The 12,086-nt window shown below is 71.7% G+C and carries 11 protein-coding genes; 4 read left to right on the forward strand and 7 right to left on the reverse strand.

Annotated elements, in window-relative coordinates; genetic code table 11:
- Positions 1 to 30 precede the first annotated feature (30 nt).
- From RM779_RS28680 to RM779_RS28695, 4 genes are all read right to left on the reverse strand, one after another.
- Complete coding sequence (locus RM779_RS28680; protein ID WP_394813414.1) at positions 31 to 444, reverse strand: winged helix-turn-helix transcriptional regulator; 414 nt, start codon at positions 442 to 444, stop codon at positions 31 to 33.
- 94 nt (positions 445 to 538) lie between these two features.
- Positions 539 to 1,684, reverse strand: a complete 1,146-nt coding sequence (locus RM779_RS28685; protein WP_311620693.1) for a mandelate racemase/muconate lactonizing enzyme family protein — start codon at positions 1,682 to 1,684, stop codon at positions 539 to 541.
- A gap of 116 nt (positions 1,685 to 1,800) precedes the next feature.
- On the reverse strand, positions 1,801 to 2,979 hold the full coding sequence (locus tag RM779_RS28690) for a right-handed parallel beta-helix repeat-containing protein (RefSeq protein ID WP_311620694.1): 1,179 nt from the start codon (positions 2,977 to 2,979) through the stop codon (positions 1,801 to 1,803).
- 320 nt (positions 2,980 to 3,299) lie between these two features.
- Positions 3,300 to 4,409: a LacI family DNA-binding transcriptional regulator gene (locus RM779_RS28695; RefSeq protein ID WP_311620695.1), complete on the reverse strand. Its 1,110-nt coding sequence runs from the start codon at positions 4,407 to 4,409 to the stop codon at positions 3,300 to 3,302.
- A gap of 498 nt (positions 4,410 to 4,907) precedes the next feature.
- On the opposite strand from RM779_RS28695, the gene RM779_RS28700 reads away from it, so the two are divergent.
- Entirely contained in the window at positions 4,908 to 5,387 is a 480-nt protein-coding gene (locus tag RM779_RS28700) for a dihydrofolate reductase family protein (protein WP_311620696.1), read from the forward strand.
- 366 nt (positions 5,388 to 5,753) lie between these two features.
- On the opposite strand, the gene RM779_RS28705 is transcribed toward RM779_RS28700, so the two are convergent.
- A complete protein-coding gene (locus tag RM779_RS28705; RefSeq protein ID WP_311620697.1) occupies positions 5,754 to 6,272 on the reverse strand; it encodes a MarR family winged helix-turn-helix transcriptional regulator in 519 nt (172 codons plus the stop codon).
- Positions 6,273 to 6,400: 128 nt separating this feature from the next.
- Between RM779_RS28705 and RM779_RS28710 the strand changes: the two genes are divergently transcribed.
- Positions 6,401 to 6,826, forward strand: a complete 426-nt coding sequence (locus RM779_RS28710; protein ID WP_311620698.1) for a Rid family hydrolase — start codon at positions 6,401 to 6,403, stop codon at positions 6,824 to 6,826.
- Between the two features lie 155 nt (positions 6,827 to 6,981).
- Here the strand turns inward: RM779_RS28710 and RM779_RS28715 are convergent, their stop codons facing one another.
- Entirely contained in the window at positions 6,982 to 8,805 is a 1,824-nt protein-coding gene (locus RM779_RS28715; RefSeq protein ID WP_311620699.1) for a heparinase II/III domain-containing protein, read from the reverse strand.
- Positions 8,806 to 8,967: 162 nt separating this feature from the next.
- On the opposite strand from RM779_RS28715, the gene RM779_RS28720 reads away from it, so the two are divergent.
- The gene (locus RM779_RS28720; protein WP_311620700.1) at positions 8,968 to 9,741 is read left to right on the forward strand and encodes an SDR family NAD(P)-dependent oxidoreductase; all 774 of its coding nucleotides are present in this window, start codon (positions 8,968 to 8,970) and stop codon (positions 9,739 to 9,741) included.
- Positions 9,742 to 9,754: 13 nt separating this feature from the next.
- Here RM779_RS28720 and RM779_RS28725 read toward each other — a convergent pair whose 3' ends face one another.
- The gene (locus RM779_RS28725; RefSeq protein WP_311620701.1) at positions 9,755 to 11,020 is read right to left on the reverse strand and encodes a cellulase-like family protein; all 1,266 of its coding nucleotides are present in this window, start codon (positions 11,018 to 11,020) and stop codon (positions 9,755 to 9,757) included.
- A gap of 233 nt (positions 11,021 to 11,253) precedes the next feature.
- On the opposite strand from RM779_RS28725, the gene RM779_RS28730 reads away from it, so the two are divergent.
- Complete coding sequence (locus RM779_RS28730; protein ID WP_311620702.1) at positions 11,254 to 12,000, forward strand: FadR/GntR family transcriptional regulator; 747 nt, start codon at positions 11,254 to 11,256, stop codon at positions 11,998 to 12,000.
- Positions 12,001 to 12,086 lie beyond the last annotated feature (86 nt).

Raw genomic sequence — 12,086 nt, forward strand, 5'->3', positions numbered from 1 at the left:
AGGAGGAGGCCTTGGTTCGAAGACCGGCACTCACCGGCGGGCGGGCGCGGACTCGCTTGGGATGCCGCGCGTGTCGAAGCGGCTGCGGGCGGACTCGATCTCGTCGAGGTAGCGGTGGGTCCACGCGCACATGCCGTTGACCGTCTCGCGCAGCGCCTCGCCCGCTTCGGTCAGGCGGTACTCGACACGCGGCGGCACGGTCGCGTGCACCGTCCGGTGCACGACTCCGTCACGTTCGAGCCCGCGCAGGGTCTGGGTGAGCATCTTGTGGCTGATGCCGTCGACCGCGGTCCTCAGCTCGGTGAAGCGCAGCGTCCGCTCGCCCAGGACATTGATGATCAGCAACGCCCACTTATTGGCCACGCCGACGAAGATCTCGCGGGCCAGCGAATCGGCGCGCGTCACGTCCGCGTCGTCGGGATGACGCTTGCTCCGCTCGGTCACGACGGGCACCCCTCTCACCGGTAGGCGCGTTCTGCCTGGACACAGCTTACTTCCCCGCGGTGAGCGAGTAACCATAAGTGCCCACCCGGGCCGGTCACGGGGCGAGGGCTTGAGGAGCGGTCGCCGGGGTGTCCTCGCCGGGGTCGGCGAAGCGGAGTCCGAGGCCCGCGTGGTCGGTTTCGGTCAGGCGGCCGCCCGCCACGTGCACGGGTGAGGGGTCCCGGAGCACGCCGAGGGCGCCGAAGCCGGCGTCCTCCACCTCCTCGACCATGACGTCCGCTCCGAGGGTGAGCGCGAGCTGACCCGACAGCTCCGGCAGGAGGTGCGGGTGCAGGGCCGCGCCGTGTTCCCGCGCGAGCCGGACGATGCGCAGGAACGGCGTGATCCCGCCGACGCGCACGATGTTGGGCTGCACGACGCGGGCCGCCCCGGCACGCAGGAAGTCGGCGAATCGGTACTCCGTGTGCAGGTTCTCGCCCACCGCGACGGGAACCGCGACCCGCCGGGCCAGCTCGGCATGCGCCGCGAGGTCGTCGGCGCGCAGGGGCTCCTCGACCCAGGCCGGTGCGAACGCCGACAGCGCGGTGACGGCCCGGGTGGCGCGGTCGAGGTCCCAGCGCTGGTTGGCGTCGATCATCAGCCGGCGCGTCGGCCCGAGGACATCCCGGACCGCGGCGACGCGTTCGACGTCCTCGCCGAGGTCGGGCTTGCCGACCTTGACCTTCACCGCGTCAAAACCCGCGGCCACCCACCGTTCGGCCTGGGCACGCAACTCGTCGAGGGAATAGTGCAGGTTGACTCCGCTGCCGTACACCTCGACGCTCTCCCGCGTCAGGCCCAGCAGCCCGGTGAGCGGCAGCCCCGCGCGGCGCGCGGCGGCGTCCCACAGGGCCAGGTCGAGGCCGGCGAGGGCGATCGTCGTCAGCCCGCCGCCACCGGCTTCGTGCAGGTACTCCCACAGGGGCTGCCAGACCGCCTCGGGATCGGCGGTCCTGCCGAGCGCGGCCCCGGCGATGTCGTGCTTCAGGAGGGCGAGCACCGCCTCGGCGCCGATGGTCGGCGTCCAGGAGAAGCCGTGCCCCTCGGTGCCGTCGGAGAGCGACACCGTGGTCGCGATCACGTGGACGCGCGGCACGTCGGGGCCCCACGGTCTGCTGAGCGGCACCAGGACCAGACGGGCGCCGAGCCCGGTGATGTGCGCCGCGCCGTAAGCCGGCGAGGCCGTCCTGCCGAGACGCATACGGCCCCCTGTTCGAAACGGCTGCCAGAAACCGTTTCACGTGCCGTCGGCTACCGCAACGCCGGGGGCGGCAGGCCCGGGGGGCCTGCCGCCGGTGAATGCGCGGATGCGGCTGCTCAGCAGCTGTTGTCGGCGCTGTTCTCGAACGTGACGTTGCTGATCGTGGTGTTGTCGCCGCACGGGTTCTCCGTGAGGGCGGAGTCGATCAGTGTGAAGTTGGACAGGGTGATGTCCCGGTTGTTCGCGAACTCGGCACGTGCGGCGAGCCGAACCTCTCCGCCGCCCGAGATGGTGCCGCCCTCGCTCGCGATCGTGACGTTGTAGCAGTTCTCGATGAGCACCGCGTTGTTGCCGGTGTCCGCGATATCCACCCGGTCGATCACCGCGCCGCCGCTCTCCGAGACGCAGAAGATGCCGCGCCCGCCGCCGCGGGCGATGACCTCGCCGACGTGGATGTTGGTGCTGTAGTCGTTCAGGGCGCCGTTGTTGTTGGCCATGCGGAAGGCCGCGTAACCGGTCCCGGCGCCCGCGTTCGTGGCGTTGACGGTGCCGATGTCGGCATTGACCGTGTCGTTGAGCAGCAGCCCCGACTCGCCGACGTCGGTGGCCGTGATGGTTCCGGCCGTGAAGCCGTCGACGCCGTAGGTCTCCACCGCGTGGGCGCCCGCCCCGCTGATGGTCGCCGAGTCGATGCTGATGCCGGTGGTGCGCTCGCCGGTGTTGTCGTGGTTGTCGATGCGGATGCCGAGGCCGCCGGAGAGTTCCATCCTGATATCGCCCATCGCCACGTCGTGGGCGTTCTGGACGAAGATGCCGAAGTACGGGGCCCCGTGCATGTTCTCCAGGAACGGGATGGCCACGTTCTCCGCGTTCCGCACCCGGATCGGGGCCTGGTCGGCGGCCATGCCACCGGTGACGTTCAGCGTTCCGCACACCTCGAGCGAGGTGTGGCTCGGCAGGTCGAGCGAGGCGTCGGCGGGTACGTCCCCGGAGCCGCGCACCACGACCGACTCCATGTTCGTGCGGCCCTCGGTGAGGCTGGCGACGCCGGCGCGCATGGCCTCCAGCATCGAGTCACCGCTGTAGCCCGGCGCGGTCCAGGTGCTCCCGTCCAGGACCACCTCCGCGTCGTAGCTGCCGTCGCCACAGGCCAGCGTCTCCGGCGCGTCGGCCGTGTCCTCGGCGGCACCGGCCGTCGCGGTCAGGCCGACGCCCGAACTCACCACGGCCAGCAGACCGGCGGCCAGGAGGGTGAACCTGCGCTTCCTGCGGGGGGATGCGGCTCTGCTTCCCATTGTTGCTCCTGTGTGTGGGGGATGTGGCGGGCCGGATGGGGCTCCCGGGGGTGAATCGATTCATTCGCGGGGTGTCCGCAGCCCGCATGTGGGGGATTCGAAGATTGGCACAGGTGCGTGCCGCAAGCGCTTACTCAGCGCCCGTGGCCCGGGAGTATGGCAACGCGGGACCGCGGCCGTCAATGAATTCGGCAGCGACGGGCGAGAGTTGCACACGACCCCGGCGCACGACGTCCCCTTCCGCCGGCCCGGTCGCGCGGGGCGTTGGCTCGGGCCGCGGCGCACACGTTCCACGGTTCCCGCGCACGTGGCGCGGTGCGTCAGGCGGGGGCCGGGGAGCCGCTGGAGGTGCGGACGATGAGGCGGGGCTGGAGCGTGAGCTGCCGGATCGGGAGGCTGTCGGGGTGGGGGTGGGTGAGGCGGTCGAGCAGGAGGTGGGCGGCGTGGACTCCCAGCTCGTGTTTGTGGGGGGCGACCGCGGTCAGCGGGACTTCGGCGAGGGAGGCGATCTCGTCGTCGTAGGCGATGAGGGCCAGGTCGTCGGGGATGCGGAGGCGGTGGGCGCGTGCGCGGCGCATGATCTCGATGGCGTCGTGGTCGGAGTGGATGAGGGCGGCGCGGGTGTGCGTGGTGCGGCAGGCGTTGATGAAGTGGTCGTAATGGGTGGTGGCCTCGGTGCTGCCGAGGGTGGGGCGCCCGCTGTCGGTGGTGGGGGCGGCGGGGTCGAGGCCGAGGTGGTGTACGGCTTGGGCGTGCCCCTGGGTGACGAGCGGAGCGGTGGGGCTCCCATTGGTGAACAGGGCGATGCGCTGGTGGCCCAGCTCCGCGAGGTGGCGGACGGCGTTGTAGGCGCCCTGCTGGTGGTCGGAAATGACGTACTCGCAAGCCACGTAGGGGTTTTGGGGCTGGCGTTCGAGCAGGACGTAGGGAAGTCCCGCGGTGGTGAGGTGGTCGAGGGTGGTGGGGGGCAGGTGGTGGCCCCCGGTGGAGACGATGAGGAGGCCGGTGGCGCCGGCGGCGGTGAGTTCCGCGATCTGCTCGTGGTCGCGGGGCTGTGCGTAGTCGGTGAGACCGATGATCACACGGGCCCCGCGTTCGGCCGCGGCGGCGCGGACTCCGGCGATGACCCGGGGGTAGTAGTAGGTGGCCGAGGGGACGAGGAGGCCGAGGGTGTGGCCGCTGTCCTGGGGAACGGGGGCGGGCGGGGCCGCGGGGTGGGCGGGGGCCTGGGGCGTTGTGGGTGCGGCGAGGAGGGCACCGCCGCGGACGCGGGTGACGCGCCCTTCGGTCTCCAGGTCGACCAGGTCGCGCCGGATGGTGGCGCGTGAGACACCGAGCCGGGTGGCGAGTTCGGTGATTTTCAGGACGCCGGATGCTTCGAGCTCTCTGACCAGCAGCTCGTGTCGTTGCGCGACGAGCATGTCGGCCATGGGCGCCTCCTGTGAACAGATTTTGAGCATCCTAAAGCAACACCGCCGAAGCTGCTCAATTGCGGTGGGCCCGAGCGCTACGCACCGTACCCGCGTGCGAGGCGCGGCCGGGCAGGACTCCGGGGGCGTCGCGGGTATCAGCTTGCTTCAGAAGTGCGCACTCACGGCGGGCGCGGAGCCCGTGCGGTCATGCCCCGCGGTCGGGCCGGAGTGCGGTGTGGCCGAGGCGGGCTCCTGACCGCGGGGCGGGTGAGGTGGATCACAGGCGGAGCCGGCGGCGCACCGATGAGTCGGTTGCTCGGGGCGGGTCTGCCGGGTGTAGCGATGACTGGAGGGAGACGAGATGAGCCACGACTCGACGCCTCGCGGCCGGCAACAGCAGGTGTTCGCGTTCCTGTTCTGTTCGCTCGACGGGTATCACGAGGGGCCCGGCGGGAACTGGGCTGGGGGCTCTACGACGAGGAGTTCTTCGACTGGAACCTGCGCCAGACCCGCGAAGTGGGTGCCCTCCTGCTGGGGCGGCGCACCTACGAGCACTTCGCCGATGTCTACACCTCGGCCGCAACCGCGGAGCGGCTGCCCGAGGTCACGGCCTTCATGAACGGCGTGCCCAAGACGGTGGTGACGAGCGGTGCCCCGGTCACCCCCTGGAAGGGCACCCGCATCACCGACGGCAGCGGCCTGGAGGCCGAGGTCGCGCGGCTCCGGGCCGAATCCGCCGGTGACGTCGCGGTCTTCGGGAGTTCGGGACTGGTCGTGACCCTGCTGGAGCAGGGACTGGTGGACGAGCTGCGGATCTTGCTGCATCCGGTGCTGCTGGGCCGTGGCCGGAGCCTGTTCGCCGGCCTGGAGGACCGCGTCGACCTGACGGCCGGGGCGGTGACCGTATTCCGTTCCGGCAACGTCCTTCTGCGGTACCGGCCATCGGGCCGCGCCGGGAGCCGCCGGCTCGATCTTCGAGAACGGCTGACACAGTGAGGTGCGAGGGTCCTGGCGGCTGTGTCCGGCACGTGACTCGGACGTCGTCCGCGTCGTGAAGACTTCGAACCACGCACGTGCCACCGTCGTGGAGGACTGAACGGGCCGCCGCGCTGCTGCCTCCAGCACGGCCGAGCCCCGTCTGCCGGAAGGCGGGAAGCGGCACCGACGCCGCATGAACTGTTCGTTGCGGTCCCGCTCCTCGTCGACGGCGCCGAAGGCAACGGAGCCGATCCGCCTGACCCGGTCCAGGCCGCCGCCCTCCCCGTGCGCGCGGGGCGGCGCGGCATCGGTAGGGCAGGGAGTGGCCGCACCCCGCGGTCCACGCCGTACTGCCGGCATGGTGACTCTCATCCGGGACGGCTGTCAGCCGAAGTCGTCGGGAACGATGCGAAGTTTCTGCGCGATGCGGGCGAGGGCCTTCTGGTCGGTCGTGTTGAGCGAGTCGAGGACGATACGGCGTACGGCGCGCAGGTGTGTGGGTGCTGCCAGGCGCACGATGTCGAAGCCGGCGTCGGTGAGTTCGGCGAGGGTATAACGGCCGTCGGCCGGGTCGGGCATCCGTACGACCCAGCCGCGCTGTTCACAGCGTTTGATGACGTTGGACAGGCGGGAGAGCGACCCGCTGGCGAGGAAGGCGAGCTCTCCCATCCGCAGCTTGCGCTGCGGAGCCTCGGAGAGGTGGCTGAGCACGAGGTACTCGAACAGGGTGAGGCCGTGTTCCTGCCGCAGTGGCGACTCCAGCTTGCCGGGCAGCAGCAGGACAAGGGAGATCAGCCCCGTCCACGCCGTCTTCTCCTGCTCGTCGAGCCATCGCAGCTCCTCGTCGTCCTCGCCGTCCGCGTGTCCGCCCGTGCCGCTCATGGGCCCTTCCGTGCTGCTCATGGCTCTTACCGCCCCTCCGGCGAAGTCCGCCGTCACTTTGCACTTGAAGTCATCGCTTGCTACTATCACTTTACGCGTGAACTCATGAGAGAGGAAACGCGCCCCTATGGACGGGAAGAGGAAGCATCATGAGCACCGTCACGTTCGGCATCACTCCTGGATACGGCGAGAAACTGCACGAGGCCCTCGGCTACAGCGGGGCCGTCCGCGTCGGCGACCGGGTCGAGATCTCCGGCCAGGCGGGGGTGAATGACGACCTCGTCATCCCCGACTCGCTGGAAGACGAGATCGTCCAGGCTTTCGACAACGTGGAACGCACGCTCGCCACGGTCGGCGCGACATGGAAGGACGTCATCCACGTCAACTCCTACCACAAGGTCGCACCGGGAGATGACGCCATCGGCGACGACCACAACACGGTCATGGCCGAGCAGTTCCGCCGTCGCCTCGGCGGCCGTGCGCCGATCTGGACCGAGACGGGCGTCACGGTCCTCGGCATCGCCGCGATGCGCGTGGAAATCCGCGTCACCGCCATCGTCGGCTCCGGGGACTGAACTGCACCTCTTTCGCCGCAGGCGCTCCCCGGGAGCCGCTGCTGGCTCCCGCCTCGGCGCCGTGGCGGACGACCACACGGTGGGCCCGGATTCCGCGCATACGTGTCTCCCTTCCACTTGGGGGAGGGAGGCTGACGCGGTATTACTCCGCGGGGTCAACCACCGGCATGCGTGATCCGCAGTGCGAACGTCCCGTCGGCCACCTCCGCCGTCAGGTCCAGGCTGTGCACCGTTGCCGTGGTGCCGTCGTGTCCGTCGTGGCGGTGGTCGCGGACGGCGGCCCGCCAGCGGCTGGCGTCGTACTCGAGCAGCAGGGCCCCGGAAGGTCCCGTCACCAGGGCACGGCCGGGCCCCGGCAGAGTGATGGGGAAGAACGACATGAACCGTTCGGTGACGTCGAGCGGCGTGCTGCCCGCGATCTCGTCCCGGACGGTGAGCGTTCCGGCGGCGAACTCGAAGTCCCGCACCAGCGAGCGGAGCGGGGCGACCGGGTAGCCGTGGCTGAGGTCCAGGCGGAACCTGGCGCGCCCGCCGCCGTGTTTGGCCAGCAGTACCTCGGCGCGTGCCGTTGCCGAGCTTTCCTGGGCCGTTCCGTTCACGAGCGGAACGCTGTGCCCGTGGGAGCCGGTGCACAGGATGTCGTAGCGCGCCGGGCCGAAGTAGTCGCGGGTGTACAGACCGGAGCCCAGTTCGGCGAGCAGCGGCTCGCCGTCCAGGGCGACGACGAACGACCCCAGGTCGTTGTGGTTGTGCGGCTCCTGGTTGTGGCCGCCCTTGGCGGCGAAGGCCAACTCCCGCCCGCCGTCCCGGTGCCGGCCGATCATCCACTGCGCGTCGGCCAGGTACCCGCCCTCGTCGGGGGCCGGGTCCCGTGCCGGGCGCGGGTGCCGCGTCGCCCACACCAGTGCGCGCAGCGCCGGGCCCCAGCGCCCGCAGTGGTCCACCACGTCCGGCGCCGCCAGGTGTTCGGGCGCGTGCGTCACCGCGGGAAAGCGGTGGTTGAGCAGCGCGGCGAGTCCCGGTTCCCGTGCGCCCTTCGGGCGGGCGTCGGAGAAGGCGGCGACGACCGCGCCGGAGAGGAAGACGCGCTGCGGGAAGAGCGCGATCCGCTCCACCTTCCCGCCGCCGTCGGCGAGCAGGTCGATCGCCCCGCCGGTGCGGCGGCGCAGCGCCTCCGCGTAGTTGACGAAGAAGCCGAAGCCGTAGGCCCAGTAGTCGAGCCCTTCCAGGCAGGCCCCGTCGTCCCCGTAGCCCGCGAGGAACCGCTCCATGGCCGCGACCACCCGCACGGTGATCTCGACGAGTTGCTCCTCCTCGTCGTCCCCGAGCAGGTGCAGGGCGGCCATGCCGACTCCGCACGCGCACACCGCCGACCAGTTGGTGTGGTCGTGCTCCCACCAGTTGGGCGGCAGGTCGAGGAACGGCTCGATCACCCGGTGCCTGGTCTCCCGGGCGGCGCGCGCGGCCACCAGCGGAGCCAGCCGGGCGGGCAGCAGCCGGGGGATCTCCGCCAGGGCGAACGCCGTTTCGGCGGCGAAGAGGTCGATCTGCCGGGCGTGCGGTACCCCGGGGTCGGTCGCCAGCAGCCCCGTCAGGTGCGCGGGCAGGGCCCAGGCGTACTCGTCGCAGATCGCCCAGATGGTGTCCTCCAGGGCGGACACGCCGCCGTCCGGGTGGGCCAGGGCGTGCAGGGCCAGGTCGGCCAGTCGGCGCCTGCGGCCGAAGTAGTCGTTCTCGAACGCCCGGCGCGATCCGTCGTCGGCGAACATCCGGTACCGGGAATGGGGCAGCACGGTGATCTCCGTGCGTTCCCACTCGGCGGCGCGGGCGTCGATCGCGCGCAGGTAGCCGTCGGCCGGCGGGGTGCGCCTGGCGCGTTCCCACAGCTCGGGGTCGGCGTATCCGTCGAGGACCGCTTCCCGCCGGCCGGCGCGCAGCGCCGCCCGAATCCCGTCCCTGCCCCGAGGCACGCGTCCCATCGTCTTCCGTTCCTTCGGCCGCCCGGCCTGTCGAGTGTCGCTTGTCGTGTGTCGAGTGTGTCGGGCGCGTACCATCTTGGCGCCATTGATTATTTCTTATTTAGTTGTGCGCGGTGTGTCTCGACTCGTGACCGCCTGACCCGCCTGTGTCCGGAGGACGCCGTGCTCTCCCCATCTCCCCGCGAAGGCCGGCTCGCCGGCCGGTGTGTCGTCGTGACGGGCGCCGCCTCGGGCATCGGGGCGGCCACCGCTCGGCGGGCGGCCGCCGAGGGGGCGGGCGTACTCGTCGCCGACGTGCAGCGCGACGCAGGCCAGGCCGTGGCGGCCGGCATCCGTGCGGACGGCGGACGGGCCGTCTTCCAGCACTGCGACGTGGCCGACGAGAACGCCTGGGCCGCTGCCGTCGCGGCGGCAACCGAGCACTTCGGCCCGGTGCACGGGCTCGTCAGCAACGCGACGACGGTCCGCCTCGCTCCCGCCGACGGCATGGCCCCCGCCGAGTGGAACCGGCAGCTGGCGGTCGGCCTCACCGGTTCGTTCCTCGGCTTCCGGGCCTGCCTGCCCGGCCTGAAGGAGACGCGGGGCAGCGCCGTCCTGGTGTCCTCCGTGCACGCCCTGGTGGGGCTGCCCGGACGGCCCGCCTATGCGGCGGGCAAGGCTGGACTGACCGGCCTGACCCGGCAGTTGGCCGTGGAGTACGGCCCCGACGTGCGGGTGAACGCCATTCTTCCCGGACCGGTGCTCACCCCGGCCTGGGACGGCGTCGGCGCCGCCGACCGGGAGAAGTCGGCCGGGCAGACCGCTGCCCGCCGCCTCGGCAGGCCCGAGGAGGTCGCGTCGGCGATCGCCTTCCTGCTGACGGAGGACGCCTCGTTCGTCACCGGGGCCTCGCTCGTCGTCGACGGCGGCTGGAGCGTGCTGAAGACCAGCTCCTGAACGGTGTCGCCGGTCAGCCGCGGAAGGCGTCGTTGCACTGGCGCTGGAGGGTGACGTCCGCCCACATGGTGTGGTGCGGCGCGGCGTTGGAGCACACGACCGTGCCCAGCGCGCCGACGCGTGCGCTCTCGGCGACCGCGCGGCGGCAGATCGCCGCGCCGACCGGGCCCTCCTCGAACGTGCCGTGCGGTGGCGTGTAGCCCACCCAGCCCTCGCCGAAGACGAGCGGCACGCCGGCCGCCGCGGACCAGTCGGCGGCGGCCTCGATCCACGTGACCAGCCGCTGTTCCATCGCCTTCCGGTGGGTCGCGTACCGGTCGTACAGCCAGGCGTCCCACTTCTGCGGGTCGCACCAGTCGTGCACGTACACCTCGCGGGTGCCGACGATCGTCGCCTCCAGGCGCCACCGCCGGTCGGCGGGCGGGGCCCAGTCGGCCAGCTCGGGGGCTCCGTCCCGCAGCAGCGCGCGGCGGGCCGCCTCCTGCGGGAAGGGGCGCCCTCCGTCGCGCAGCGCGAAGGTGTCGATCAGCTCGTCCAGTACGCCGTAGACGTAAGGGTGGAAGACGGCGACGTCCACGTCGCGCGGGATGCCGCGCAGGGAACCGACGGGTACCGAGGCGTAGTTGACGGTGACGGGCAGGTCCGGGTGGCGCTGCTTGAATCGCGCGATTCCGCGTGCCAGCCGGGGCTCGAGCGCGACGACGGGGTCGTCACCGGCGAGCCCGTCGGTCAGGTGACCGGCCTGGACCTCGTTGTGCAACTCGGTGAAGGCGACGCGGTCGTCGAGACCGCCGTGCGCGGCGAGGAAGTCGATCAGGTCGCCCAGGGCGTCGGCCAGCACCTCGGCGCGCCGCTCGGGATCGACGGCCGTGAGGGCGTCGTGCCAGCGCCGGTCCTCGGCGAAGGACGCGCTCTGCTGGTATTCCCAACTGGAGAGGATGACGAAGAAACCGTGGCGGCGGGCGGCCTCGAAGAGCGCCAGCAGATGGGCACGGCCGTCGATCTCGGTGGTGCCGCGGACGTCGTACCAGCGCACCCGCCGGCCGTAGTCGCCGCCCAGCGGCCCGAGCCGCAGCCGCGTGGTGTCGATGCCGGAGCCGAACAGCAGGAACGGCATCGCGCAGATGCGGATGGTGTTGTAGCCGCGGTCGGCGGCCTCGGCGAACGCCCGGTCGAGATCGGCGAACGGCTCACCCGGTCCGGTGCGGGTGTACCAGGTGAAGTCCCACAGGGAGATCGTCAGCTTTCCTGGCAGGTGGGCGGGCAGCGGGGTGGGCACGGTGCGGGGCCTCTCGGTCGGTGGTTCGGGGTGCGCCGCGCACGAGGCACGCGCGGTTCCGGCGCGCCTCCTGGGCACGCGGGGAGAGCATGCGGGACTCCAGCGGTGAGCGGTCGGCGGGTGGCCTCATCGTCCAATCCGCCCCCGGCGGTGTCAAGAAGTATTCATAAATAATGCTCACTGTAGGGTAGGGGAGTTTCCATCCGCAGTCCCGCACCGGGGAGGGCAGCGCCATGGCGTCGTACTCGGGCCGAGGGGTCCACGGCCAGGTCGTTCAGCACCTCGGACTCCGCATCGTGGGCGGCGAGTTCACCGAGGGCGACATACTGGACATCCGGGCCGTCGGTGCGCAGCTCGACGTCAGCCTCACCGCGATGCGGGAGGCGCTGAAGGTGCTGGCGGGCAAGGGGCTCATCGACGCCCGCCAGAAGCGCGGCACCTTCGTCCGGGCCCGGTCCGCCTGGAACCTGCTGGACCCCGACGTCATCCGCTGGCGCACCGAGGGCGGCGATTCCGAACAGCTCATGCACGACCTGGCCGACGTCCGTTCCATCGTCGAGCCCGCCGCCGCCCACCGGGCCGCCCTGCGCCGCACCGAGGCCGACCTGGCCGCGCTGGACACCGCGCTGAGCCGCATGGCGGACGCCCGCGGCGACTCCGCGGAAGCCGCCGACGCGGACGCCGCCTTCCACCGGGCCCTGCTCAACTCGACGGGCAACGAGCTGCTCGGCCGCCTCGACCTGCTCCTGGAGCCGGGGTTGCGCGAACGCGACCGCCTGGTCCACGCCCACCTGGTCGCCGACCCCGTCCCCAGCCACCGCGCCGTTCTCGACGCCGTCCGCGACCGGGACGCCCCGCGGGCGCAGGCCGCCATGCTCGATCTCCTGGCCCAGGCCGCCGAGGACTTCGGCCGCGTCGCGCCGAGGCTGCCGGGCCCCGGCCGGCCGGAGGCGCGTGAAGAACGCGCCCCGGGCAGCTGACGGGCGCCGCCCCGGCGTTCGCTACCGCTCCATGCGGGCCCTGCACAAAGCCGGACGCCGAACTCTGGCGCCCCTGCCCGACCTGC

This window comes from Streptomyces johnsoniae, assembly GCF_031845565.1.
GTDB classification, from domain to species: Bacteria; Actinomycetota; Actinomycetes; order Streptomycetales; family Streptomycetaceae; genus Streptomyces; species Streptomyces johnsoniae.